The sequence below is a fragment of the Paracoccus sp. DMF genome (assembly GCF_004407025.1).
In the GTDB taxonomy this organism is placed as follows: domain Bacteria; phylum Pseudomonadota; class Alphaproteobacteria; order Rhodobacterales; family Rhodobacteraceae; genus Paracoccus; species Paracoccus aminovorans_B.
In genome coordinates this window covers 1-24,826 of the sequence record NZ_SOKV02000006.1, presented here as the reverse complement: position 1 = coordinate 24,826, position 24,826 = coordinate 1, and the positions used below count along the sequence as shown (strand labels likewise).

Annotated in this window: 25 protein-coding genes and 1 tRNA gene; 7 read left to right on the top strand and 19 right to left on the bottom strand. The window is 69.8% G+C overall.

Features of this window, described 5'->3' with window-relative positions; translation table 11 throughout:
- Nucleotides 1–103: 103 nt before the first annotated feature.
- Nucleotides 104–382, top strand: a complete 279-nt coding sequence (gene rpmB / locus E3D03_RS04920) for a 50S ribosomal protein L28 (protein WP_017999458.1) — start codon at nt 104–106, stop codon at nt 380–382.
- Nucleotides 383–477: 95 nt separating this feature from the next.
- On the opposite strand, the gene E3D03_RS04915 is transcribed toward rpmB, so the two are convergent.
- The 3 genes from E3D03_RS04915 to E3D03_RS04905 are packed head-to-tail and all read right to left on the bottom strand — an operon-like array spanning nt 478 to nt 3,845.
- Nucleotides 478–1,134, bottom strand: a complete 657-nt coding sequence (locus E3D03_RS04915; RefSeq protein ID WP_263566051.1) for an arylesterase — start codon at nt 1,132–1,134, stop codon at nt 478–480.
- Entirely contained in the window at nt 1,131–3,566 is a 2,436-nt protein-coding gene (locus tag E3D03_RS04910; RefSeq protein ID WP_263566050.1) for a heavy metal translocating P-type ATPase, read from the bottom strand. Before E3D03_RS04910 ends, E3D03_RS04915 begins: the two co-directional genes overlap by 4 nt.
- Nucleotides 3,567–3,602: 36 nt before the next feature.
- Complete coding sequence (locus tag E3D03_RS04905; protein ID WP_062561897.1) at nt 3,603–3,845, bottom strand: hypothetical protein; 243 nt, start codon at nt 3,843–3,845, stop codon at nt 3,603–3,605.
- A 134-nt stretch (nt 3,846–3,979) separates the two neighbouring features.
- On the opposite strand from E3D03_RS04905, the gene E3D03_RS04900 reads away from it, so the two are divergent.
- Complete coding sequence (locus E3D03_RS04900) at nt 3,980–4,564, top strand: L,D-transpeptidase (protein ID WP_017999462.1); 585 nt, start codon at nt 3,980–3,982, stop codon at nt 4,562–4,564.
- On the top strand, nt 4,565–5,614 hold the full coding sequence (gene mnmH, locus E3D03_RS04895) for a tRNA 2-selenouridine(34) synthase MnmH (protein ID WP_263566049.1): 1,050 nt from the start codon (nt 4,565–4,567) through the stop codon (nt 5,612–5,614). It begins immediately after the preceding gene.
- 61 nt (nt 5,615–5,675) lie between these two features.
- Here mnmH and E3D03_RS04890 read toward each other — a convergent pair whose 3' ends face one another.
- From E3D03_RS04890 to E3D03_RS04845, 10 genes are all read right to left on the bottom strand, one after another.
- Nucleotides 5,676–6,473 carry a purine-nucleoside phosphorylase gene (locus E3D03_RS04890; protein ID WP_263566048.1) on the bottom strand — a complete coding sequence of 266 codons (798 nt, stop codon included), beginning with the start codon at nt 6,471–6,473 and terminating at the stop codon, nt 5,676–5,678.
- Nucleotides 6,457–7,422, bottom strand: coding sequence for an ABC transporter permease (locus E3D03_RS04885; protein WP_263566047.1), 966 nt, complete (start codon nt 7,420–7,422; stop codon nt 6,457–6,459). The genes E3D03_RS04890 and E3D03_RS04885 overlap by 17 nt, the downstream gene beginning before the upstream one ends.
- Nucleotides 7,422–8,513 carry an ABC transporter permease gene (locus E3D03_RS04880; RefSeq protein ID WP_263566046.1) on the bottom strand — a complete coding sequence of 364 codons (1,092 nt, stop codon included), beginning with the start codon at nt 8,511–8,513 and terminating at the stop codon, nt 7,422–7,424. The genes E3D03_RS04885 and E3D03_RS04880 overlap by 1 nt, the downstream gene beginning before the upstream one ends.
- 64 nt (nt 8,514–8,577) lie before the next feature.
- Nucleotides 8,578–10,131 (bottom strand): ABC transporter ATP-binding protein, encoded by a 1,554-nt coding sequence (locus E3D03_RS04875; RefSeq protein ID WP_263566045.1) that lies wholly within the window; start codon nt 10,129–10,131, stop codon nt 8,578–8,580.
- Nucleotides 10,131–11,117, bottom strand: a complete 987-nt coding sequence (locus E3D03_RS04870; RefSeq protein WP_263566044.1) for a BMP family protein — start codon at nt 11,115–11,117, stop codon at nt 10,131–10,133. The genes E3D03_RS04875 and E3D03_RS04870 overlap by 1 nt, the downstream gene beginning before the upstream one ends.
- Before the next feature lie 79 nt (nt 11,118–11,196).
- Nucleotides 11,197–11,610, bottom strand: coding sequence for a GNAT family N-acetyltransferase (locus E3D03_RS04865; RefSeq protein WP_263566043.1), 414 nt, complete (start codon nt 11,608–11,610; stop codon nt 11,197–11,199).
- 18 nt (nt 11,611–11,628) lie between these two features.
- Complete coding sequence (gene tsaB / locus E3D03_RS04860) at nt 11,629–12,222, bottom strand: tRNA (adenosine(37)-N6)-threonylcarbamoyltransferase complex dimerization subunit type 1 TsaB (RefSeq protein WP_263566042.1); 594 nt, start codon at nt 12,220–12,222, stop codon at nt 11,629–11,631.
- A complete protein-coding gene (locus tag E3D03_RS04855) occupies nt 12,215–12,769 on the bottom strand; it encodes a NifU family protein (protein WP_263566041.1) in 555 nt (184 codons plus the stop codon). The genes tsaB and E3D03_RS04855 overlap by 8 nt, the downstream gene beginning before the upstream one ends.
- A gap of 52 nt (nt 12,770–12,821) precedes the next feature.
- Nucleotides 12,822–13,421, bottom strand: a complete 600-nt coding sequence (locus E3D03_RS04850) for a type II CAAX prenyl endopeptidase Rce1 family protein (RefSeq protein ID WP_263566040.1) — start codon at nt 13,419–13,421, stop codon at nt 12,822–12,824.
- Nucleotides 13,418–13,876, bottom strand: coding sequence for a universal stress protein (locus E3D03_RS04845; RefSeq protein WP_062561908.1), 459 nt, complete (start codon nt 13,874–13,876; stop codon nt 13,418–13,420). Before E3D03_RS04845 ends, E3D03_RS04850 begins: the two co-directional genes overlap by 4 nt.
- 155 nt (nt 13,877–14,031) lie before the next feature.
- Between E3D03_RS04845 and E3D03_RS04840 the strand changes: the two genes are divergently transcribed.
- Nucleotides 14,032–14,781, top strand: coding sequence for a sugar transferase (locus tag E3D03_RS04840; protein WP_263566039.1), 750 nt, complete (start codon nt 14,032–14,034; stop codon nt 14,779–14,781).
- A gap of 112 nt (nt 14,782–14,893) precedes the next feature.
- Complete coding sequence (locus E3D03_RS04835; RefSeq protein WP_263566038.1) at nt 14,894–15,820, top strand: NAD-dependent epimerase/dehydratase family protein; 927 nt, start codon at nt 14,894–14,896, stop codon at nt 15,818–15,820.
- Here the strand turns inward: E3D03_RS04835 and truA are convergent.
- From truA to E3D03_RS04810, 5 genes are all read right to left on the bottom strand, one after another.
- Nucleotides 15,793–16,572 carry a tRNA pseudouridine(38-40) synthase TruA gene (gene truA / locus E3D03_RS04830; RefSeq protein WP_263566037.1) on the bottom strand — a complete coding sequence of 260 codons (780 nt, stop codon included), beginning with the start codon at nt 16,570–16,572 and terminating at the stop codon, nt 15,793–15,795. The genes E3D03_RS04835 and truA overlap by 28 nt on opposite strands.
- Entirely contained in the window at nt 16,572–17,531 is a 960-nt protein-coding gene (locus E3D03_RS04825; RefSeq protein ID WP_263566036.1) for a 5-bromo-4-chloroindolyl phosphate hydrolysis family protein, read from the bottom strand. Before E3D03_RS04825 ends, truA begins: the two co-directional genes overlap by 1 nt.
- A gap of 307 nt (nt 17,532–17,838) precedes the next feature.
- Nucleotides 17,839–20,178, bottom strand: coding sequence for a glycine--tRNA ligase subunit beta (gene glyS, locus E3D03_RS04820; RefSeq protein ID WP_263566035.1), 2,340 nt, complete (start codon nt 20,176–20,178; stop codon nt 17,839–17,841).
- Nucleotides 20,178–20,639, bottom strand: coding sequence for a DUF6446 family protein (locus E3D03_RS04815; protein WP_263566034.1), 462 nt, complete (start codon nt 20,637–20,639; stop codon nt 20,178–20,180). Before E3D03_RS04815 ends, glyS begins: the two co-directional genes overlap by 1 nt.
- A gap of 4 nt (nt 20,640–20,643) precedes the next feature.
- A complete protein-coding gene (locus E3D03_RS04810) occupies nt 20,644–21,606 on the bottom strand; it encodes a glycine--tRNA ligase subunit alpha (protein WP_062561914.1) in 963 nt (320 codons plus the stop codon).
- An 86-nt stretch (nt 21,607–21,692) separates the two neighbouring features.
- On the opposite strand from E3D03_RS04810, the gene E3D03_RS04805 reads away from it, so the two are divergent.
- Nucleotides 21,693–23,117 carry a peptidoglycan-binding domain-containing protein gene (locus E3D03_RS04805; protein WP_263566033.1) on the top strand — a complete coding sequence of 475 codons (1,425 nt, stop codon included), beginning with the start codon at nt 21,693–21,695 and terminating at the stop codon, nt 23,115–23,117.
- Here E3D03_RS04805 and E3D03_RS04800 read toward each other — a convergent pair.
- Nucleotides 23,114–24,562: a TrkH family potassium uptake protein gene (locus E3D03_RS04800; protein ID WP_263566032.1), complete on the bottom strand. Its 1,449-nt coding sequence runs from the start codon at nt 24,560–24,562 to the stop codon at nt 23,114–23,116. The two genes, E3D03_RS04805 and E3D03_RS04800, sit on opposite strands and share 4 nt — an antisense overlap.
- 86 nt (nt 24,563–24,648) lie before the next feature.
- Here E3D03_RS04800 and E3D03_RS04795 point away from each other — a divergent pair.
- Nucleotides 24,649–24,722: transfer RNA gene (locus tag E3D03_RS04795), tRNA-Gly, on the top strand.
- Nucleotides 24,723–24,826 lie beyond the last annotated feature (104 nt).

Genomic DNA, 24,826 nt, shown 5'->3' with positions numbered 1-24,826 from the left:
GCGAGACTGGCCTTATTCCCGCGCAGACGAAATTCCGGGCGCTGCCTCGCGGCGCCCTTTCATATTGCGGGCAACCGCTCAAACGAATCGAAGGAACAAGATCATGTCGCGCGTTTGCGAACTGACCGGCAAGGGCCCGATGAGCGGCAACAACGTCTCCCACGCCAACAACAAGACCCGTCGCCGCTTCCTGCCGAACCTGAACGAGGTTTCGCTGCTGTCCGAAAAGCTGGGCCGCAGCTACCAGCTGCGCATCTCGGCCGCGGCGCTGCGCTCGGTCGATCACCGTGGCGGCCTGGACGCCTTCCTGGCGAAAGCCAAGGACGCCGAGCTGTCGGACCGTGCGCTGAAGATCAAGCGCGAACTGGCGAAAGAAGCCTGAGCCCCTGATCCCGCCGGGCCTGTCGATTCGAGGCCCGGTCGCGGATGCGATGCGCCCCGCCCATGGCGGGGCTTTCGCATGTCTGGCCCCTGGCTTCAGTTCCGGGCCTGCTGCTCGGCCTCGGTGCGGGCGATCAGCTCCTCGACCTTCGGGCCCAGCGATTCGACGATCAGCGCCACGCCCTTGGCCGAGGCATGCATGCCGTCCTGTTGCAGCAGTGACATATAGGCCTCGCCCGGTTGGTCGTAGAGCGGCTGATACAGGTTCGGAAACACCAGCGCGTCGTGGCGCGCGCCCAGCCGCGGCCAGATCGCGGCCCAGTCGTCGCGCAGCGGCTCGTCCTGCTGCGGCAGGGCGATGCCGACCAGCAGCAGCGGCTTGGCGCCCGTCCCGGCCTGGGTCAGGATCGAATCGAGGTTCTTCTCGGCCATGCCGGGGGTGAAGCCCATCAAGAGATCGTTGCCGCCCAGCTGGACGATCACCGCATCGGGCTTGTGGCGGGCCAGCGAATAGCCGATCCGCACCCGCCCGCCGGCGGTGGTATCGCCCGAAAGCCCGCCGTTCAGCAGCACCACGTCATGGCCGCGCGCCTTGAGCCAGGCTTGCAGCTGCGGCACCAGCCCCTTGCCCTTCGGCAGGCCCAGCCCCTCGGTCAGGCTGTCGCCGAAGGCGAGGATGCGCAGCGGCGCCGCGGCCAGCGGCCCGGCCGCCAGGGCTAGCATCAGGGTGAACAGCAGGGCTATCCGTTTCATCCCGCTCTCCTCAATCGCAACGCATTACTGACCACGAAGACCGAGGACAGCGCCATGGCGCCCGCCCCCAGCATGGGCGACATCTGCGGCCCGCCAAAGGGCACCAGCGCCCCCATGGCCACCGGAATCAGCGCCGCATTATAGCCGAAGGCCCAGAAAAGATTCTGCCGGATATTGCGCATCACGTCGCGCGACAGCCGGATGGCGCGGGGCACGCCCAAGGGATCGCCGCCGACCAGCACCACCTCGGCCGATTCGATGGCGACATCGGTGCCGGTGCCGATGGCGATGCCGGTCTCGGCCGCCGCCAGCGCCGGGGCGTCGTTGATGCCGTCGCCGACGAAGACCGTGCCGCGGCCGCCGTCATGCCCCATGTCGCGGATCGCGGCCAGCTTGCCCTCGGGCAACACGCCGGCGGTCACGTCGTCGATGCCCAGCCTGCCGCCGACCGCCTGCGCCGTGGCCGGCACGTCGCCCGAGATCATCGCCGTGCGCAGCCCCATCTCGTGCAGCGCGGCGATGGCCTCGGCCGCCTCGGGGCGGACGGGATCGGCCATGGCCATGGCGGCGGCGTGGCGTCCGTCCAGCGCCAGATGCACCGGCGTCGCGCCATCCGCGGCCCAGCCCTCGGCGCGCTCCAGCAGCCTGGGCGCGGCGGCAACGCCGGCCTCGGCCAGCGCGGCGGCATTGCCGATCAGCAGGGCATGGCCCTCGACCTCGGCGGTCAGCCCGCGCCCGGCGCTGGCGGTCACGGCGCTGGCCGGGGCCAGCGTCACGCCCTCGCGCCGCGCGGCGGCCAGGATCGCGGTGGCCAGCGGATGCTCCGAGCGCGCCTCGGCGCTGGCGGCCAGCCGCAGCGCCTCGGCGCGGTCGATGCCCTCCACCGCCATCTCGGTCAGGGCAGGGGCGCCTTGCGTCAGCGTGCCGGTCTTGTCGAAGGCGACCACGCGGGCCTCGGCCAGCCGTTGCAGCGCGTCGCCGCGCCGGAACAGCACGCCCAGCTCGGCGCCGCGCCCGGTGCCGACCATGATCGAGACCGGCACCGCCAGCCCCATGGCGCAGGGGCAGGCGATGATCAGGACCGAGATCGCCGCCACCAGCGCCGGCCCCAGCGTGCCCGCGAAGACCATCCACAGCACGAAGGTCAGCGCGGCAAGGCCCATCACCACCGGGACGAAGACCGCGGTGATGCGATCGACCAGCGCCTGCACCGGCAGCTTGGCGGCCTGCGCATCCTCGACCATGCGGATGATGCGCGCGAGCACCGTGTCGGCCCCGGTGGCGGTGACGCGGAAGCTGAGCGCCGCGCCGGTGTTGACCGTGCCGCCCGTCACCCGGTCGCCCGGGGTCTTGAGCACCGGCAGCGGCTCGCCGGTCAGCATGGATTCGTCGATATGGCCGCTGCCCTCGGTCAGCACGCCGTCCACCGCAACGCGCTCGCCGGGGCGCAGGTGGACGATGTCGCCGGGGCGCAGTTCGGCCACCGGCAGTTCGCGCGCCGCGCCGTCACGCTCGACCAGCGCCGTATCGGGGGCCAGCTCGACCAGCCGGCGGATGGCGTCGCCGGCCTGGCCCTTGGCCCGCGCCTCCAGCCAGCGGCCCAGCAGGATCAGCGTGACGATGACCGCGGCGGCCTCGAAATACACATGCCGCGAATCCTCGGGCAGCAGGGCGGGGGCAAAGGTCGCCACGGTCGAGTAAAGCCACGCCGCCGAGGCGCCGAGCGCGACCAGGCTGTTCATCTCGGGCGCGCGGCGGGCCAGAGCGGGAAAGCCGATGCGGAAGAACATCCGCCCCGGCCCGGCCAGGACCGCCGTGGTCAGCAGGAATTCCAGCACCCACAGCAGCTGCTGGCCGATGGCCATATGCAGCCAGTGGTGGAAACCGGGGAAGGCATGGCCGCCCATCTCGGCCACGAAGACCGGCAGGGTCAGCGCCAGCGCGATCAGGAAATGGCGTTTCAGCGTCGCGGTGTCGGTGCCGTGGTCGTGCATGTGATGGCCGGCCTCGGCCTGCACCGCGGCCGGGTAGCCCTTGGCGGTCACCGCCTCGGCCAGCGCCTGCGGCGTGACGGCGGGCGAATGCAGCACCGTGGCGCTGCCGGTCGCCAGGTTCACCTGCGCCGAGCTCACGCCCGGCAGGGCCAAGAGCGCCTTTTCCACCCGGCCCGAGCACGAGGCGCAGGTCATGCCCTCGACATTCAGGCGGGTCTGCAGCGGTTCGGCCGGATAGCCGGCGCCCTGCAGCGCGGCGACGGCGCCGCTCAGCGCCTCGGGCGAGGCGACGCGGAAATGCGCCCGGCCGGTTGCCAGGTTCACCTGCGGGTCGGAAAGGCCGGGCACGGCGCGCAGCGCCTTTTCCACGCGCCCCACGCAAGAGGCGCAACTCATGCCGGTGACGGTCAGCTCGGCATCGGTCGGATGTTTGGTCATGGGTCCTGTCCTGTCAGAATGGCGGTTCGTCGCGATTCAGACGGGACAGGGCGGGGCCTGCGGGCGTTGCGGCGGGTCGTGCAGGACCCGCATCACCGGCGGCGGATCCTCGGGCGCAGGGCGCCAGCGCAGCGGGTGGCCGTTGCCGGCCAGCACCGGACGCGCCAGCCGCCGGCGCGCGCCGGCATGGCAGCGGCAGCCGCGTCCGCCCCGGCCCCGGCACAGATGCGCGGGGCGAGGCGTGGCTTTGCGGGGCTGGGGGCGCGTGGCGCAGCACATCGGCAGGCTCCTTCCCGATGCAAGCTAGGCACGTTTGCCGCGCGATTCAACCGCGTCACGGCGCTTTGAGTTGATCCCGCGCGCGTGAGCGGTTAGGCGGATGGGCAAGGATTGCAAGGATTCAGGACGCAGAGATGAACCGCAGACAGATGCTGATGGCCGCGCTGCCGCTGGTGGCCGCGCCCACGCTGCTTTTCGCGCAGGAGAAGGCGCAGCCCGCCGCCGCCAAGGCCCAGGCCGAGCCGAAGCGCGACCCCTATGCCCCGACCGAAGTGGCGATCCGCAACGATTTCGAGGTCGGCAGCATCGTCGTCGTCTCGAAGGACTTCTTCCTGTATCACGTCGTGGCACCGGGCCGGGCGATCCGCTATGGCGTCGCCGTCGGCAAGGACGAGCTGGTCTGGAAGGGCCGCGCCACCGTCGGCCGCAAGACCGAATGGCCAAGCTGGCGCCCGACGCCGGCGATGATCAAGCGCAAGCCCGCGCAATACGGCAAATGGGCCGACGGCATGCCGGGCGGCCCGACCAACCCGCTGGGGGCCCGCGCGCTTTACATGTATGACGCCAAGGGCAACGACACCTCGATCCGCATCCATGGCACGACCGAGCCGAACTCGATCGGCCGCGCCGTCTCGAACGGCTGCATCCGCATGCGCAACGAGGCGGTGATGGACCTTTACGAGCAGGTCCCGGTCGGCACCCCGGTCTATGTCTACTGATTGGACATCCGCCTGACATCCCTGTCGGATCCGGCGCTGGCCGGGTTCGACACCGTGATCGACACGCGCTCGCCCTCGGAATTCGCCGAGGACCACCTGCCGGGCGCGATCAACCTGCCGGTGCTCTCGGACGAGGAGCGCGCGCAGGTCGGCACGATCTACAAGCAGGTTTCCCCGTTCGACGCCCGCAAGCTGGGCGGCGCCCTGGTCGCTGCCAATGCCGCGCGCCATATCGCCGGGCCGCTGGCGGGGTTCGGCGGCGGCTGGCGGCCCTTGGTCTATTGCTGGCGCGGCGGGCAGCGCTCGGGCGCCTTTGCCACCATCCTGGGCCAGATCGGCTGGCGCGTCGGCCGCATCGAGGGCGGCTACAAGGCCTGGCGGGCGCTGGTGGTGGCGCGGGTGACGGCCGATGTCGCGGCGCCGGTCGTGGTGCTGGACGGCAATACCGGCAGCGCCAAGACCGAGATCCTGCAGCGCCTGGCGGCGCGCGGGCACCAAGTGCTGGACCTGGAGGGGCTGGCCAACCATCGCGGCAGCCTGTTCGGCGCCCTGCCGGGCGGGCAGCCGTCGCAGAAGCTGTTCGAAAGCCGGCTTGCCATGGCGCTGGAGGCGCTGGATCCCGCGCGCCCGCTGCTGGTCGAGGCCGAAAGCTCGCGCATCGGCGAGGTGAACCTGCCGCGCGGCATCTGGCAGGCGATCATCGCCGCGCCCCGCCTGCGGCTGGCGGTGCCGGTCGAGGCCCGCGCCGCCTATACCGCGCAAAGCTACGGCGATGCCTGCGCCGACCCGGCGCGGGTGGCGCGCATCGTCGAAAGCCTGCGCCCGCTGCATCCGGCAGAGCGCATCGCGGATTGGCTGCGCCTGGTTCAGGCGCGGGACTGGACCGGCCTGGCGCTGGGGCTGATGCGCGACCATTACGACCCGCGCTATGACAAGCACCGCGCCCGGCATGACGGTGGTCGCGGCCGGGTGGTGGCGTTGGAGCGGCTGGATGACCTGGACGCGGCGACGACCCGGGTCGAGGCGGCGCTGGCCGGGTTCGGTCGGTGAGGGCATTGCCTGCCGGCGCGGTCAGCGGCCTCCGGCGGGGATATTTGCACAAGAAAGAAGCTCAGGCGCCGAGAAAGCGGCGCAGGATGCGTTCCAGCTTGGCGGCGCCCAGCGGCGCCATGGCCTTGGTATGGTCATGGCTGATCGCTTCGTCCGAGAGCCCGGCGCCCATGTTGGTGATGACCGAGATGGCGGCGCAGTCGAGGCCGAGGAAGCGTGCCAGGATGATTTCCGGCACGGTGGACATGCCGACGGCATCGGCGCCCAGGGTTCGGGCGGCGCGGATCTCGGCCGGGGTTTCGAAGCTGGGGCCCGAGAACCAGCAATAGACGCCTTCGGGCAGGGGGAGCCCCTCGGCGGCCGCGGCGGCTTGCAGGGCGGCGCGAAGGCCCGGGTCGTGGGCGGCGGTCATGGGGACGAAGCGGGCGTCGCTCGGCTCGCCGATCAGCGGGTTGGTGCCGGCGAAGTTGATGTGGTCCGAGAGCAGCATCAACGCGCCGGGCGGCAGGTCGGGGCGCAGCGACCCCGCGGCATTGGTCAGGATCAGGCGCCGGCAGCCGAGCGCCCGCAGCACCTCGAGCGGCAGCCGCATGGCGTCGGCGCGTCCGGATTCGTAGTAATGCGCCCGGCCACCGAAGACGGCAACGCGCCGCCCCTCCAGCCGGCCGATCACCAGCTGCGGCACATGGCCCGAGACCCCGGCATGGGGAAAGCCCGGCAGGTCGGAATAGGGGATCGCCGTGCCCTGAACCGCCGCCGCCAGATGGCCCAGGCCCGAGCCCAGCACCAGCCCGTATTCCGGCGGCTCCTCGCCGGCGCGGGCGCGGATCAGTTGGGCAAGCTCAGCGCTCTTTGACATAGGGTTCTCCGCCCGCGCGCGGCGGGATGGCGCGGCCGACGAAACCCGCGAGGATGATGACGGTCAGGATATAGGGCAGGGCGTTCATGAACATCGACGGCACCGTGACCGGCCCCAGGTCGAGGTTCGGATAGCGGTTCGCCACCGCCTCCATCAGGCCGAAGAGGAAGCAGGCGCCGAGCGCCGGCCAAGGCCGCCATTTGGCGAAGATCAGCGCCGCCAGCGCGATGAAGCCGCGGCCGGCCGTCATCTCCTTGACGAAACCGGCCGAGATCGCCGTGGCGAGATAGGCCCCGGCGATGCCGCACAGCACGCCGCAGATCAGCACGGCGCCGTAGCGCAGCCGCGTGACCGAGACGCCGGCGGTGTCGACCGAGGCCGGATTCTCGCCCACCGCGCGCAGCCGCAGCCCGAAGCGGGTGCGATACAGCACCCACCAGGTCAGCGGCACCATGGCGAAGGCCAGGTAGACCAGCACCGAATGGCCCGAGATCAGCTCGGCATAGATGCGCCCGATCACCGGCACCGGCCGCAGGGCGTCGGCAAAGGGCAGGGTGATCTCGGTAAAGCGCGCGGCGCCCTGCAGCGACGGCGTGCGGCCGCCAAGCGCAAAGATCTTCTGCCCCAAGAGCACCGTCAGCCCCGAGGCGAGGAAGTTGATCGCCACGCCCGAGATCAGCTGGTTGCCGCGGAAGGTGATCGAGGCCAGCCCGTGCAGCGCTGCCAGCGCCAGTGCGCCGCCGATCCCCGCCAGCAGCCCCAGCCAGGCGCTGCCGGTCGCATAGGCCAGCGCGCCGGCGCAGAAGGCCGCCATCAGCATCTTGCCTTCCAGCCCGATGTCGAAGACCCCGGCCCGTTCCGAATAAAGCCCGGCCAGGCAGGCCAGCAGCAGCGGCACCATCAGCCGCACGGCGGAATCGAGGATCTGGATCAGCGTCGCGAAATCCATCACGCCCCCCTGCGGCCGCGCGCGAACAGCCGCTCGAGCGGCAGGCGCACCATATTGTCCAGCGCGCCGGTGAACAGGATCACCAGCGCCTGGATCACCACGATCAGCTCGCGCGGGATCGTGGTCCAAAGCGCCAGCTCGCCTCCGCCCTGATAGAGAAACCCGAAGAGCAGCGCCGCCAGCAGGATGCCGAAGGGATGGTTGCGGCCCATCAGCGCCACGGCGATGCCGATGAAGCCGGCGCCCTCGACCGCGTTCAGGACCAGCCGCTCGGCCTCGCCCATGACGTTGTTGACCGCCATCAGCCCGGCCAGCGCGCCCGAGATCAGCATGGCCAGCACGGTGATCCGCACGGGCGAGATCCCGGCATAAAGCGCCGCCGGCTCGGACTTGCCGAAGGCGCGGATCTCATAGCCCAGCCGTGTGCGCCAGATCAGCAGCCAGACCAGCAGGCAGGCGGCGATGGCGATGAAGAAGGTGACGTTGGCCGGGGTGTTCTCGCCCCAGTCCAGTCCCAGCGCCGCCGCCATGTCCGACAGTTTCGGCAGATGCGTCGGCGGCGCGAAATTGGCCGAGGCCGGGTCCATGCTGCCGACCGGGCGCAGCACGTTGACCAGCACATAGTTCAGCAGCGCCGCGGCGATGAAGTTGAACATGATGGTGGTGATGACGACATGGCTGCCGCGCCGCGCCTGCAACCAGGCCGGCACCAGCGCCCAGAGCGCGCCGAAACCCGCCGCCCCGATCATCGCCGCCGGCAGCGCCAGCGCCCAATGCGGCCAGGGCACGGACAGCAGCACCAGCGCGACCCCCAGCCCCCCCAGGGCGGCCTGGCCCTCGCCGCCGATATTGAACAGCCCGGCGTGATAGGCGACCATGACCGCCAGCCCGGTGAAGATGAAATTCGTGGCATAATACAGCGTGAAGCCCCAGCCATAGCTGGACCCCAGCGCGCCCTCGACCATGACCTTCAGCGCCTCGGCCGGGCTTTCGCCGATGGCCAGGATCACCAGGGCCGAGATCGCGAAGGCCAGCGCCAGCGAGATCAGCGGCGTCAGGACCACATCCGCCCATTTCGGCATCCGCCCCATCAGCCCGCCTCCCCCGGCTTTCTCTGTTGTCCAAATACCCCCGCCGGAGGCCAGCCGCCGCGCATCACCGGGCCCCTTCGGGGCTGGGCTCGACCCCGGCCATCAGGCAGCCCAGGTCGCCGGTCGTGGTCGCCTCGGGCCGCCGTTCGCCCATCACCCGGCCGTCGAACATCACCGCGATGCGGTCCGACAGCGCCATGATCTCGTCGAGCTCGACCGAGACCAGCAGCACTGCCTTGCCGGCGTCGCGCAGCGCCACGAGGCGCTTGTGGATGAACTCGATGGCGCCGATGTCGACGCCGCGCGTCGGCTGGCCGACCAGCAGCAGGTCGGGATTGCGCTCGACCTCGCGCGCGACGACGATCTTCTGCTGGTTCCCGCCCGAGAAGCTCTTGGCCGCTAGGTCGGGATCGGGCGGGCGCACGTCGAAGCGCTGGATCTTGCCCTGCGCATCGGCGCGGATCGCGGCCTGGTCCATCAGCCAGCCGCGGTTGAACCCGGGCGCGTCGTGATAGCCGAAGGCTACGTTCTCCCAGGCGGTGAAATCCATGATCAGCCCCTCGGCCTGCCGGTCCTCGGGGACATGGCCGATGCCGGCCCGGCGGCGGGCGCGGCCGTTCGAGCCCGACAGCGGCAGCACCTTGCCGTTCAGCCGGATCTCGCCGGAAAGCTGGCTGCCGGGCTCGGGGAAACCGCCCAGGATCTCCAGCAGCTGCGTCTGGCCGTTGCCGGCGACGCCGGCGATGCCCAGGATCTCGCCGGCGCGGATCTCCAGGTCGATGCCGCGCAGCCGCTCGACGCCCTGGGCATCGACCATGCGCAGGCCCCGCAGCTCCAGCACCGGCGCGCCGGGCTGCGCCGGGCCCTTTTCCACGCGCAGCAGCACCTTGCGGCCGACCATCAGCTCGGCCAGCGCGGCCGGGCTGGTCTCGGCTGTCCTGACCGAGGCCACCATCTCGCCCCGCCGCATCACCGAGACATTGTCGGTAATCTCCATGATCTCGCGCAGCTTGTGGGTGATCAGGACGATGGTCTTGCCCTCGTCGCGCAAGCCGCGCAGGATGCGGAACAGATGGTCCGCCTCGGCCGGGGTCAAGACGCCCGTGGGCTCGTCCAGGATCAGGATATCGGCCTGGCGATACAGCGCCTTCAGGATCTCGACCCGCTGCTGGTGACCCACGGACAGATCCTCGACCAGCGCGTCGGGATCGACCTGCAATTCGTATTCCCGCGCAAGCCGCTGCAATTCGCCGCGCGCCCGCGCCAGCGAGGGGCGCAGGAGCCGGCCGTCCTCGGCCCCGAGGATGACGTTTTCCAGCACGGTGAAGTTCCGCACCAGCTTGAAATGCTGGAACACCATGCCGATGCCGGCGCGGATCGCCGCCTGGCTGTCGGCGATGGCGATGGGCCGGCCGCCGACCAGGATCTCGCCGGCATCCGGGCGATAGAAGCCGTAGAGGATCGACATCAGCGTCGATTTCCCGGCGCCGTTCTCGCCGATGATGCCGTGGATGGTGCCGCGCGGCACCACCAGGTCGATGTCCCTGTTGGCCTGCACCGGCCCGAAGGCCTTGCAGATCCCCCGCAATTCGATCGCGGGGGCGCCGGCCGATGCCATCACTTCACCGGGCAGGTATTGTCGGTCATGTAGTCATGCACCTTGACCGAGCCGTCCTGGATGCCCTTGCTCGCGGCCTCGACGGCGGCGGCCATCTCGGGGGTGACCAGCGGCTTGTTGTCGTCGTCGATGGCCACCGAAACGCCGCCCGACTTCAGGTCCATGACCTTGACGCCCGGTTCCAGGTCGGCCCCGGCCTTGAAGGCCTCGTAGACCGAATTGTCCACGCCCTTGACCATCGAGGTCAGCACCTTGCCCGGGTGCAGGTGGTTCTGGTTGCTGTCGACGCCGATCGACAGGATGCCGGCATCGGCCGCCGCCTGCAGGACGCCGATGCCGGTGCCGCCCGCCGCGGCATAGATCACGTCCGCGCCCTGGCTGACCTGGGCCTTGACCAGCTCGCCGCCCTTGACCGGGTCGTTCCAGGCCGCGGGCGTCGTGCCGGTATAGTTGATGATGATCTTGCCATCGGGCTTTGCCGCCTTGAAGCCCTGGGCATAGCCGCATTCGAACTTGTGGATCAGCGGGATGTCCATGCCGCCGATGAAGCCCACGGTGCCCGATTTCGAGGCCTGCGCCGCCATCACGCCCGCCAGATACGAGCCCTGTTCCTCGGTGAAGACCACGGATTGCACATTCGGCTGCTCGACCACCATGTCGATGATGGCGAATTTGGTGTCGGGATAGTCGGGGGCGACCTTGTTCAGCACCTCGCCGAAGGCGAAGCCGGTCATGACGATGGGATTGGCGCCCGATTGCGCCAGCCGGCGCAGCGCCTGTTCGCGCATCGCCTCGGACTGCATCTCGAGTTCCTTGTAGCTGCCGCCGGTCTCCGCCTTCCAGCGCTCGGCGCCCTGATAGGCGGCCTCGTTGAAGGATTTGTCGAACTTTCCGCCCAGGTCGAAGATCAGCGCCGGATCGGCCAGCGCGGCCAGCGGCAGCAGGCCAAGGCTGGCGCCGGCCAGCAGGGTTTTCATCAGGGACATGTTCGAACCTCAAGCTGTTGCGGGCGATTCAGCCCGGGAATAGCCGGATTAGGGCGCAAGGGCCGGACTCCGTCAACAGTTAGTCGCAGGGGGCGAAGCGGCGGCGCATCAGGATCGCGTCGATGCCGGGGGCATAGTAATTCCGGCGCCGGCCGGCGCTTTCCCAGCCGCGCCCGGCGTAAAGCGCGATGGCGCCGGCATTGCCCTCGGCCACCTCGAGAAAGGCCTCGGCCGCGCCGCGCGCTTGTGACGCAACGGCAAAGTCGCGCAGCAGGGCCGAGCCCACCCCCTGCCGCCGCGCCTCGGGGGCGACGGCCAGGGTCAGAAGCTCGGCCTCGCCGGCCACGGCGCGGCCCAGCAGGAAGCCCTGCGGCCGGGTCAGCAGGAAATTCAGCGGGCTGTTCAGCAGGTCCTCGAACTCGGGCGCCGACCAGGGCCGGGGATGGCCAAAGAAGCAGCGCAGATGCAGCGCCGCCAGATCGTCCGAGCCCATCACCGCGCCCATCACGGGTCAGGCCAGCATGACCGGGCCGCGGTCGCGCGCCGGCGCGGCCTCGGCGGGGCGCAGATAGATCGGCGCCGGGCGCGGCAGGCCGGGCGTCTCGCGGCGCTCAAGCGCGATGCGGGCGATGGCCTCGGCCAGCGGCATCAGCGGCGTGCGCACCGGCGGGCCGGGCGGCAGGTCTTCGGGCGCGGATTGCCGGGGCTGGCTGTCGGCGCCCGGGCCGAAATCCTGCCAGATCACCTCATCGCCGCGCGCGGGCAGCAGGATGCGGCAGGGAAGGGGCAGGCCGTGCGCCGCAGCCTCGGCCAGGCCCACGCCCACGGCGGGGATGCTGAGCGACAGCGCCAGCCCGCGCGCCGCCGCGACCGCGATGCGGATGCCGGTGAAATTCCCCGGCCCGGTGCCGCAGCCGATCACCGCCAGGTCACGCCAGGTCGCGCCGGCCCCGGCCAGCAACTCTTGCAGCAGCGGCATCAGCCGTTCGGCCTGGCCGCGCGCCATCTCTTCGCGCGTCTCGGCCAGCAGCCGGCCGCCTTGCAGCAAAGCGGCCGCGCAATGCGCGGCCGATGTGTCGAAGCCCAGCGACAGCGGCTCAGCCAACGGGTCGGACCTCGGTCACTTCGGGGATATAGTGGCGCAGCAGGTTCTCGATGCCCATCTTCAGCGTCAGCGTGGACGAGGGGCAGCCGGCGCAGGCGCCCTGCATGTGCAGATAGACCACGCCGCGGTCGAAGCCGTGGAAGGTGATGTCGCCGCCGTCCTGCGCCACCGCCGGGCGGACGCGGGTGTCGAGCAGTTCCTTGATCTGGTTGACGATCTCGGCGTCGGGGCCGTCCTGGTCGTTATGGGCGCTGGCGGTCGCGCCTTCGATCGCCGGGGCGCCGGACTGGTAATGCTCCATGATCGCGCCCAGAACCGAGGGCTTCAGATGGTCCCAGACCGCCTCGTCCGACTTGGTCACGGTGACGAAATCCGAACCCAGGAACACGCCCGCCACCCCCGGAACCGCGAAGATGCGGCTGGCCAGCGGGCTGGTGGCTGCGGCGCCGGCTTCGGGGAAATCGGCGGTGCCATTGCCCAGCACGGTCTCGCCGGGCAGGAACTTCAGCGTGGCGGGATTCGGGGTGGTCTCGGTCTGGATGAACATGGCGGGGCTCCTTTGCCCGGGGATATGGGGATCGAAGGGGGCCCAAGTCAAGCTAGAGCGGGTGGCCATTCGCCGTCGCCAGCGCCGAAAAGACCCAGAAATTCACCAGCGCATGCGCCAGCGCCCCGGTGCCGGCCGTGCCCGACGACAGCCGCGCCGCCGTCATCACCGGCGCGATCAGCGCCGCGCCGGCCAGAAGCCTGGCCGCGTCCTGTCCCGAAAGCGCCGCGCCGGCGGCCGGGGCAAGATGCCAGGCCACGAACAGCGCTCCGGCCGCCAGGGCCGCGCCGCGCCCGGGCCGGGGCAGCAGGGCGCCGCGCCAGAACGCCTCTTCCAACGCGCCATTCGCGGCCGCGGCCAGTGCCGCCACCGCCAGCACCCCGGGCGACAGCAGCGCGGGCGCCGTCCCCCAGCGCAGCGCCGCGGCCAGCACCAGCGCCGCCAGCGCCAGCGCCACCGCGGCCGAGGGCCGGCGCAGGTGCAGCGACCATCCGCCGCAGCGGGCCAGCGCCAGCGCGAGCAGCGCCCAATAGGCGGCGAGCCCGGCCAGATGCGCGTCCAGCGGGCGCAGCCCGGACCGGCCCAGCAGGTGAAACAGCGCCGCCAGCGCCGGAATCGCCGCCAGCACGGCCAGCGCCAGGGCGCGGTTCATTTCGTGATCTGTTCCAGCCGCTCGCGCGAGATGTCGCCGGGCACGATGGTGATCGGGCAGGGCAAGGTAGCCATTTCGCGCATAAGCCGCGTGACCAGCGGCCCGGGTCCGGCGCTTTCGGTCGAGGCGGCCAGCACGACCACGCCGATCTCGGGGTCCGCGCCGATCTGGGCCAGAAGCTCGGTCCCCGGCTCGCCCTCGCGCACGACCAGCTCGGGCTCGACCCCGGGGCGGTCGCGCATCCATTTGGCGAAGACCTCGAAATGCGCCTCGATGCGCTCATAGGCCTCGGCGCGCATGACGTCGGCGACGCCCATGCCATGCTGGATGGTATTGGCCGGGATCACCGCCAGGACCTGCACGCCGCCGCCGGTGCTGGCGGCGCGCAGGGCGGCATAGCGGATGGCGTTCAGGCATTCGCGCGACTCGTCCAGAACCACCAGAAATTTCCGCATCTTTCCCCTGCCGGCTGCCGCGCCATGGGCAAAGACTGGCCGAAAGGACACGGTCGCGCAAGTCTTGTGCGCTTTCCCCCTTGCGTCGGTTTGCAATCCGGGTGCGCTATGTTAGGCGATAAAGTTAGCCAAATCGCCGAACACGGGACGCAACTGTGACAATCCACCAGGACTGGGAAAAGGCCGATCTTGCGCGGCTGGCCACCTTGCCCCAACCCGCGATGTCGTGGTTCAAGGGCGACGGCGACGCGGCGCAGGTCTCGGCGATGCCGGTCTCGAAGCGGCTGTTCGACATCGTGCTGGCGCTGGTGCTGCTGGTGCCCCTGTCCTTCGTCATCGCGGTGTTTGCGCTGATCCTGCTGGTCGTGCAGGGCCGGCCGATCTTTTACGCCGCGCCGCGCATGGTCACGCCGACGCGCAGTTTCACGCATCTGAAGTTCCGCACCATGCTGCGCCAGGATGGCGATTTCGGCGTCACCGGCGCGCACAAGGCCTGGCGCATCACGCCCTTGGGCCATTTCATGCGCCGCACCCGCATCGACGAATTGCCGCAGCTGTTCAACATCCTGAAGGGCGACATGAGCTTCGTCGGCCCGCGCCCGACGATCCGCGAATATGTCGACCGCTATCCGGTGGTCTATGGCCAGGTGCTGAAAAGCCGGCCCGGCGTCACCGGCCTGGCGACGCTGGTCTATCACCGGCACGAGGACAAGATCCTGCGCCGCTGCAAGAGCGCCGAGGCGACCGAGGCCGCCTATGCCGGCCGCTGCCTGCCGACCAAGCTGAAGATCGACCTGATCTATCAGAAGAACCGCACCCTGGGGCTGGATCTGTGGATCCTGTGGCGCACGATCCTGGTCGTGGTCTACAAGGACGAACGTCCGCGCCGGCGCGGGCGCAACTGATCCCCCGACGGCCGCCCTCGGGACGGCATTTCGTCCTCTGGCGCCTCGCCGCTTTCTGCCCTAGTTTCGCCGGCACGGAGACGGGGACACAAGTTTGCAGCACAGAATCCTGGTGACGGGAGGGGCCGGGTTCATCGGCAGCCACCTGGTCGAGCGCCTGCTGGCCGAGGGGCATGACGTCACCGTCCTGGACGACCTGTCCAGCGGGTGCCGCACCAACCTGCCGCCGGGCGCGCGGCTGATCGCGGGCGATGTGCTGGACGAGGAACTGCTGCCGCAGGTGCTTGCGGGGGTCGATCGGGTGTTCCATCTCGCGGCGCGGGTTTCGGTGCAGCTCTGCATCTCGGACTGGATGGCGGCGCATCGGGTGAACCTGGGCGGCACCATAGCCGTGCTGCATGCCGCGCAGCGGGCGGGCAACGTGCCGGTGGTCTATGCCTCCTCCGCCGCGGTCTATGGCAACCGCTCCGGCGCCGCCTGCGCCGAGGTTGACCTGCCGCTGCCGATCTCGCCCTATGGCGCCGACAAGCTCGGCTCCGAACATCAGGCCCGCGCCATGGCCGAGGTGCATGGCCTGGCCTCGGTGGGCCTGCGCTTCTTCAATGTCTACGGGCCGCGGCAGGACGCGGCTTCGCCCTATGCCGGGGTGATCTCGAAATTCTGCGCCCACCGGCGGGCCGACCGGCCGCATGTGATCTTTGGCGACGGCGGCCAGAGCCGCGACTTCGTCTATGTCGCCGACGTGGTCGAGGCGCTGCTGCGTGCTGGCGAGGCGGCGGCCCGGGGCGGCGGCGCGCAGGTCTTCAACATCTGCACCGGCGCCGGGACGACGCTGCTGGAGCTGGTGGCGCAGCTCGACCGCCTGGCCGGGCGCGGCGCGAGCCCGGTCGAACATGCTGCCCCGCGCTGCGGTGACATCCGCGAGTCGCTGGGTTGCCCCTTGGCCGCGCGCGAGGGTCTGGGCTTCACCGCTCGGACCGGCATTGCCGAGGGGCTGCGGGCGCTGTGGGATCAGCCGGGGAACGGCGCCGGGTCGTAGCCGACCCCGGTCAGGTACAGCCCCTGCGGCGGGCAGACCGGGCCGCAGGCGGCACGATCGCGCGCGGCCAGCGCCTCGGCCACGCGGTCGGCGGGCCAGGCCCCGGCGCCGACCCGCTCCAGCGTGCCGACGATCGAGCGCACCTGGTTGTGCAGGAACGACCGCGCCCGCAGGTGAAAGCGGTATTCGCGGCCCTGCGGGATGGCGATCTCCTCGATGCGGATCTCGTCCAGCGTCTTCACCGGGCTCTTCGACTGGCACATGGTCGAGCGGAAGGTGGTGAAGTCATGCAGGCCCAGCAGATGCGCGGCCCCGGTCCGCATGGCGTCGAGATCCAGCGGGTTCTGCACCTGCCAGACCCGGCCGCGGTCATGCGTGACCGGTGCGCGCCGGGCGACCAGCCGGAAGGTATAGCGCCGCTCATGCGCCGAGAAGCGGGCGTGGAAATCGTCAGGCACGCGGGCGGCCGACAGGATGGCGACCGGCGCGGGCTTCAGGTGCCAGTTCAGCGCCTCGGATAGCCGGAACGGGTCCCAGTCGCGGAGCAGATCCGCATGGGCGACCTGGCCGGTGGCATGGACGCCGGCATCGGTGCGCCCGGCTGCCGCGATCCGGGCGCCCTGCGCAAAGCCGGGGTCGAGCCGGGCCAGCGCCGCCTCGATGGCGCCTTGCACGCTGGGCTGGTCGGCCTGGGCCTGCCAGCCGGCGAAGGGCGTGCCGTCATAGTCGATCAGCAGGGCAAAGCGGGGCATCAGCGGCGCTGCTTCTCGCCTGTCCGCGGTATCAGCAGGTCGTCCATGGTCATCGGGCGCTCGGGCCCGGGCATGGCGGGGCGCAGCCCTTCGCGCGACAGCCGCTCGCGCAGCACGCTGATCTCGATGTCGAGGTCGCTGCGGCCGCCTTCCAGCAGCCGGGCGCTGCGGGCGGCGAATTCGGTTTCCAGGTCGTCGAGCAGCGTCTCGTAATCCTGCCGGGCGCGCGGGTCGCGGGTCTGGGCATAGAGGTCGGCGAACTTCACCGTCGCGTCGCGCGCGCCCTGCAGATAGACGCCCAGGTAGCGGCGCAGCGCGGCGATATGGTCGGGGTCGTCCTCGATATGGCCGAACAGCTCGCGCGCGGTGGCGGCGAACATGCCGACGCGCGCCTCCAGCCGGCGGTCGCCGGTGCGCAGGATGGCATCCTGCATCGCCTTCAGATGCGCCTCGCCCTCGGTGACGATGCGCTGGGCGCGGTCCTGCTGGAAGGCGTCGACGCCCTCCATGCCCTTGTCGCGCATCGGGTCGGTGCCGAAGGCCAGCCAGTGCAGCACGGCGCCGGCAACGCCGATCACGCCCGCGCCGGCCTCGGCGCCGGGGACCCAAGCGCCGATGGCGAGGCCGAGCCCGGTCAGGATGCCGCCGAACAGCTTGCGCGGAATCGCCGGGCGGCGGGCGACGCGGCGGGCGTCATAGGCGGCCTCGGCCTGCAGCCCCTCGCGCGTCATCCACATGCCCGAGGCGATGGCGCCAAAGGCGGCCAGCTGCAGCACCAGCCCGGTCGGGTCCTGCCAGAAGGCGCTGAGCAGGAAGGGGATCGCCATGATCGTGACCCAGCGGGTGCGCGATTCCAGCGGGTGGCGGATTTCCCCCGGCGCCGGGCGGGCCGGCGGGCGGGGATCGGTGCCGTCAAGGCGCGGCTGCGGCGAGAAGCGGCCGCCAAAGCGTCTGGCCATGGCTTCAGCCCGCGCCCATGGTGGCGGCATAGAGCGTCAGCCCCATCAGCAGGAAGAAGGACAGGCGCTGCATCGCTTTCTGGGACATCGGCTTCCTTTCGGCGCGTCTTCGCGGATTGCCCGCAGGATATAGGGCGCGGCGGCGGCGAAAGGAAGGGCGGCGGCCGGCAGGCTTTGCCCCCAGCGTTTCGCGCACCCGTGGAGTGCAGGTCGGGGGCTTCGCCCCGTTCGTCGCTGAAAAAGGTCCACCGGACCTTTTTCCGGGCGCTCCTCACCCCCCAGGATATTTATCCAAGAAAGAAGCCGGTCAGCCCTCGATCCTGCCGAAATCCGCGATCAGCCGGCCGGCCTCGCGGATGCGCGAGAGCAGGTTCAGCCGGTTGCGGCGGACGATCTGGTTGTCGGTGTTGATCTGGACCGTGTCGAAGAAGGCGTCGATGGGCCTGCGCAGCGTGGCGATGCCCTGGGTCGCGGCCTGGAAATCCTCGAGCCGGACGGCCTCGCGGATCGCGGGCTCGGCCTTGTCGAGGGCGGCGAAGAGGGCGCGTTCGGCGTCGGTCTCGGCGAATTTCGGGTCGGCGCCGAAGCTGTATTCGACGCCGTCCTTTTCCTCGGCCTGGGCGAGGATATTGCCGGCGCGCTTGAGCCCTTGCAACAGGTTGGTGCCGTCCTCGGTCTTCAAGACGTCGTTCAGGGCGGTGGCGCGGTTGACCAGCAGCACGAGGTCGTCGTTGCCGGGCATGGCGATGACGGCGTCGATGATGTCGTGGCGGATGCCTTGGTCGCGCAGGTAGACTTTGAGGCGGTCGTGGAAGAAGGCGAGGAGGTCGCTGACGACCGCGTTGAGCGGCGGGTATGCAGGTTTCCCTTCCTCGTCATTGATTCTTCCGGCGCGAAATTTTGCCAGTTTCTTGGCGCCTGCCACCGATATGACCGGGCTGTCCCAGTCAAGGTTCTGCAATCCCCAATCCGCTTCTCTTATATCCAACTCACGCGCTTCTCTGGCATTTCTGATAAGAGAACTCACGGCGAGATGGTAGTAAGTGAGATCGTCTTGAGCCTTCTCAGGGAGCGCCGCGACATAGAAGGTTTTTTGTTCGAGGCTCTGCCGAGAATCCAACAGTTGGAAGTAGCTTTCAGATAAAACTTCGCACAACTTCACCCGCACCCCATTTCCCAGCACCAGCCGGATCACCCCCAGCGCGGCGCGGCGCAGCGCAAACGGGTCTTTCGAGCCGGTGGGCTTCTCGTCGATGGCCCAGAAGCCGGTCAGCGTGTCGAGCTTGTCGGCCAGCGCCACCGCGACCGAAACCGGGGCGGTGGGCACGGCGTCCGATGGGCCCAAAGGCGAATAGTGATCGCGGGCGGCGTCGGCGACCGCGGCGGGCTTGCCGGCCTCCAGCGCGTAATAGCGGCCCATGGTGCCTTGCAACTCGGGGAACTCGCCGACCATGGCCGAGCGCAGGTCGAGTTTCGCGATCCGGGCGGCGTCCTCGGCCTGGTCGGGGTCGGCACCGACCAGCGGGGCGATCTCGCGCGCAAGCGCCGCGATTCGGGCGATCCGGTCGGCTTGCGAGCCGAGTTTGCTCTGGAAGGTCACCGATTTCAGGCCCTCGGCCCAAGTCCCCATCCCCGACCGCGCCTCGCGCAGGTCGTTTTCCCAGAAGAAGGCCGCGTCCGACAGGCGGGCCGCCAGCACGCGCTGGTTGCCCTTCAGGATCGTCTCGCCATGGTCCGGGGTCTCGATATTCGCCACGGTGACGAAGCCCTCGATGCGGCCGGTCTTGGGGTTGCGGGCCGAGAAGAACTTCTGGTGCTCCTTCATCGAGGTTTGCAGCACCTCGGGCGGCAGGGACAGGAAGCGGTCCTCGATGGCGCCCATCAGGGGGACGGGCCATTCGACGAGGCCCGCGACCTCGGTCAGCAGTCCATCGTCGGGCATGATCTCCCAGCCGCGGGCAAAGGCGAGGTTCGCGGCCTCTTGCCGGATTGCGGCCTCGCGTTCGGCGGGGTCCAGCATGACCTTGGCGCGGCGCAGCTTGGCGGCGTAGTCGTCGAAGCCCGAGACGGTGAAGGCGTCGGGGGCCATGAAGCGGTGGCCGCGGGTGCTGTTGCCGGCGGCGATGCCCTCGATCTCCAGCGGCACCACCGCGGCGCCGGATTCGTCCGAGAGCAGGCAGATGATCGACTGCAGCGGGCGCACCCAGCGCAGCGCGCCTGCGCCCCAGCGCATGGATTTCGGCCAGGGGAAGTTGCGGATGGTGGTTTCCAGCACCTCGGCCACGATCTCGGACGCCGGGCGGCCGGGCTTCTGGATCACGGCGAACCAGACCTGGCCCTTCTTGTCGTCGCGCGCCTCGAGCTGGTCCCTGGTCAGCCCGGTCGAGCGCAGGAAGCCTTGCAGCGCCGCGTCGGGGGCATCGGTGCGCGGGCCCTTGCGTTCCTCGCGCGTGGTCGGGCTGTGGGCGGTCAGGCCCTCGATGGTCAGGACCAGGCGGCGCGGGGTCGAGAAGCTGCCTGCCGAGGCATAGGTCAACCCGGCCTCGACCAGACCGTCGGTGACAAGTTTCTTCAGGTCCTCGCGGGCGCGGGCCTGCATCCGGGCCGGGATTTCTTCCGAAAAGAGTTCGATCAGCAAGTCGGGCATCAGTCGATGGTCCTTTTCTCTTCGGCTTCTTCGTTCAGTTGGCGCCATGCGTAGGCGCGCCCGTCGGGATAGACGGCGATGACATTGTCGATCTTGGGCGCCACGTCGTGCTGGGCCAGATAGGCGGTGGCGCGGCCGGCGGCCAGATCCTCGGTCAGCGCGGCCGGGTCGAAGCAGCGAAACCAGCGCGGCGGGATCAGCGGCGTCGGCGCGGCATAGATCTGCGCGCCAGCCGCCGACGCCGGGTCGGTGATGAAGCAGGCGCGGTCGGCCAGCGGCGAGCTGACCGAATAGATGCCGCGATAGTCGTGGACCGGCAGCACCGGCCCGCCGGCCAGCGCGATGCCTTGCGGCGGGTCGGTCACTTCGCGGTAATAGTAATAGACCTGCAGGTAATACATGCCGGCGCCGGCGACCAGCACCAGCAGGGCGAAGAAGATCGCGATGACCTTGCCGCTCACCGTCTCAGGCTCCGGCGGGGAAGGCGGGCAGGGCCTCGCCCGTGGCCGCGGAGGTGGTCACGAACAGGTCGGCGCAGCGCTTCGCCAGCGCGCGGACGCGGCCGATATAGGCCTGGCGCTCGGTGACCGAGATCACGCCGCGCGCGTCCAGGAGGTTGAAGAGATGGCTGGCCTTGATCGCCTGGTCATAGGCCGGATGCGCCATCGGGATCGCGCGGCCGGCGGCGTCGGTTTCCGGGGCCGAGAGGATGCGGTCGCATTCCGCCTCGGCGTCCTTGAAATGTTGCAGCAGCGTATCGGTATCGGCCTGGTCGAAGTTCCAGCGCGAATATTCCCGCTCGGCCTGGCGGAAGATGTCGCCATAGCGCAGCGGGATCGGGCTGTCGGGGTGGTTGAAGGGCATGTCCATGACATGCTCGACCCCCAGCACATACATCGCCAGCCGTTCGAGCCCATAGGTCAGCTCGCCCGAGACGGGCCGGCAGTCGTGGCCGCCGACCTGCTGGAAATAGGTGAACTGGCTGACCTCCATGCCATCGCACCAGACCTCCCAGCCCAAGCCCCAGGCGCCCAGCGTCGGGCTTTCCCAGTCGTCCTCGACGAAGCGCACGTCATGGATCATCGGGTCGAGGCCGATGGCCTTGAGGCTGCCCAGATACAGCTCCTGCAGGTTCGGGGGCGAGGGTTTGATGATGACCTGGTATTGGTAATAGTGCTGCAGCCGGTTCGGGTTCTCGCCATAGCGGCCATCCGTGGGCCGGCGCGAGGGCTGGACATAGGCCGCGGCCCAGGGCCGGGCGCCAAGCGAGCGCAGCGTCGTGGCCGGGTGGAAGGTGCCGGCGCCGACCTCCATGTCATAGGGTTGCAGCACGGCACAGCCCTGCGCGGCCCAATAGGACTGCAACCGCAGGATCACGTCCTGAAAGCAGACGGGTTTCGCCGTCTGATTGTCCTTTGGGCTGGTCATCGCGGCTTCCTTCGGCATAACTGGCAGGAAATGTCTGCCGCCTTCTAGGCAGAGGGCGGCGCAGGGTCAATGAGAGGGACGGGTTCATGCGGCGCTTTGCGTGGGTCATCGGTGCGGCGCTGCCGCTTGTCTGGACAGCGCCGGTGCTGGCCGAGGATGTGGTGATCCGCATCGAGGCCAAGCGCGGCGCCGAGGCCGCCGCCCAGACCGCCGCCGCCTGGGGCGCGCAATTCCCCGACGTGGTGACCTTCCCGGCCGGCAGCGACTGGGTCGCGATCGCGCTGGGACCGATGCCGCGCGAAGCGGCCGCCGCCCGGCTGGAGCAGTTGAAGGCCGAGAAGAAGGTGCCGGGCGACAGCTTCCTGTCGCCGGCCGAGGGCCGCGAGCTGACCCGCATCGGCGCCGCCGATTCCCCGGCCGCGCCGGCGGATGCGGCACCGGCGACGGGCAGCGCCTCGACGTTTCCCCAAGGCGCCGAGACGGCGGCGACCGAGCCGGTGGTCGGCGATCTGGCCGGCGAGGATGCCCCCGCGGCCGAGCCGGTCGCGGAACCGGCGCCGGCGCAATTCTTCCTGCGTCTCGATTCCAGCCCCGACCGCGCCAAGGCCGAGGAACTGCTGGAAACCTGGCGCCAGACCCTGCCCGAGGCCGGGCTGTGGACGCTGCCGAACGGCCGCTCGGCGGTGGCCTTCGGCCCGATGGACGAGGTGACGGGCAAGGCCTGGCTGCGCGCCCTGCGCAATGCCGGCGCCGTGCCCAAGGACGCCTTCCTGTCCCCCGGCGAGGACATGGGCGAGATCGCGATCATCGGCGCCAAGCCCGAACTGGGCGCACCCCCGGCCGAGGATGCCGCGCCGGTGCCGATGCCGCCCCTGGAGCAGATCCAGCGCGCCCTGCGCTGGGCCGGGCATTACCAGGGCGCCATCGACGGCAAGGACGGGCCGATGACGCAAAAGGCCATCGCCGAGGAGATCGTGCGCCTGCGCGCCTCGCCCGACACAGCCACCGCCATGGCCGAACTGATCCGCCGGCGCGAGGCATGGCGGGCCGAGATGGGGCTGACGCCGTTGCAGGACGCCCATACCGGGCTGATGCTGCCGGCGCCGATGGACAGGCTGCAATTCGACCGCCCGGAACGGGCGCTGTCGATCTATGGCCCCAGGGACGGCTCGGGCGCGGCGCTGATCCTGTTCTCGCAGCCCGGCGGCCAGCAGGAGATGCTGGACATCGCCGGGCTCGTGACCGCGCTGGGCTGGGTGCCGGCGCCAGAGCGCAAGGTCGAACGCGGCAGCGTGATCCTCGACGGCCGCAACCAGACCCATATCGGCCATGCCGAGGGCCGGGTGGTGGATGGCCGGGTGCAGGGCTTCGTGCTGATCTGGCCGATCTCGGACCCCGAGGACCAGGTGCGGCTGGCGGCCGAGATCTCGGACAACCTCTCGCGTTTCGCCCCCGGCGCGGGCGAGGCGCAGCCGGAAACCCCCGCCATCGCCCCCGCGGCGCAGAACTAGCCGCGCCAGAACCGGGGCAGGAACAGCACCAGCACCGACAGCAGTTCCAGCCGGCCCAGATACATGCCGAAGATCATCAGCCATTTCGCCGAATCGGGCAGGTCGGTGACGGCGCCGTTCGGCGTCAGCTCCGGCCCCCAGATCACGCCGACATTGGCGATGGCGGTCCAGGCCCCGGTCAGCGCGGTGCGTGGATGCAGCCCGGTCAGCGCCAGCCCGACGATCAACAGGCCGAAGCTGAGGATGAACAGGGTGAAGAAGGACATCACCGAATCGACCACGTCCTGTTCCAGCGGCCGGTTGTCGTAGAGCAGCGGAAACACCCGGTGCGGCGACTGCATGCGCCGCAGCTGCGCCTTGACCGCCTGGAACAGCACCAGATAGCGGAACACCTTGACCGAGCACGACGTCGAGCCGGTGCAGCCGCCGATCAGCCCGACGATCACCAGGATGACGAAGGGGAAATGACCCCATTGGATCATGTCGGTCGAGGCGAAGCCGGTGCCGGAAAAGGTCGAGATGACGTTGAAGGTGGTCTCGCGGATCACGTCCAGCGGGTTCTGCGCCTTGAGCCAGAACAGCCGGTAGAGCACGATCACCGCGATGGCATAGAAGGTCCAGCGCAGATAGGCCCGGACCTGGATGTCGCGCCAGATCGGCTCGGCCTGGCCGCGGATCAGCTGCACCATGCGGATGAAGGGAATCGAGGCCAGGATCATGAAGAAGGCGGCGGCATATTCCGCCGGCCCGATGAAGGGCGCGAAGCTGGCGTCGTAATTCGAGAACCCGCCGGTCGAACAGGTCGAGAGCGCCAGCACCAGCGCGTCGAAGCCGTTCATGCCCAGCAGGATATAGACCACCATGCAGGCGGCGGTCATGGCGAAATAGACCCCGGTCATCTCGCGCGCGATGTCGAAGGCGCGGGGCAGGATCTTGCCCAGGGTGTCGAAGCCTTCCGAGCGGAAGAACTGCATGCCGCCGACCTTCATCACCGGCAGGAAGATCATGGCGACGACGATGATCCCCAGGCCGCCCGCCCAGTTCAGGAAGGCCCGCCACAGGTTGGTGCCCTTGGGCAGGTCGTCGAGCGCCGGGAATGCGGTGGTGCCGGTGGTGGTGACGCCCGACATCGCCTCGAAATAGGCGTCGGTGAAGCTGACATGCGGGGCGCCGAGGATGAAGGGCAGGGCGCCCGCCACCGGAACCACCAGCCACAGCATCGCCGTCAGCAGGAAGACCTGGTGAATGCTCAGCGATTTGTCGCTCTGGGCGGTGGCGAGGCTGACGAGACCGCCCGCCAGCATGGTCAGCAGCCCGGACTCGAAGAAGCTCTGCCAATGCGGATCGCCATGCCACCAGTCGACCAGCATCGGCAACGCCATGGTTGCCCCCAGCGTGACGACGATCTTGCCGACGATATTGGCCACGGGGCGGACATCCATCATGACGCCCTGCTTGCCGCGCCGCGTGAAAGGCGTCAAGCGCGCGACGCTTGCGCGGCCGGCCGCCACCGCCTATAGAAAGCCTCGATGCGGGTGTAGCTCAATGGTAGAGCAGCAGCCTTCCAAGCTGAATACGTGGGTTCGATTCCCATCACCCGCTCCACCCCTTCCCGCCGCCATCCAGCCCGCCCCCGCCCATCCCGGCGGCATTGTCTTCACCGTTTTCCAAATACTCCGGGGGAACGCCTGGCCGGCCCCATCGAGGGG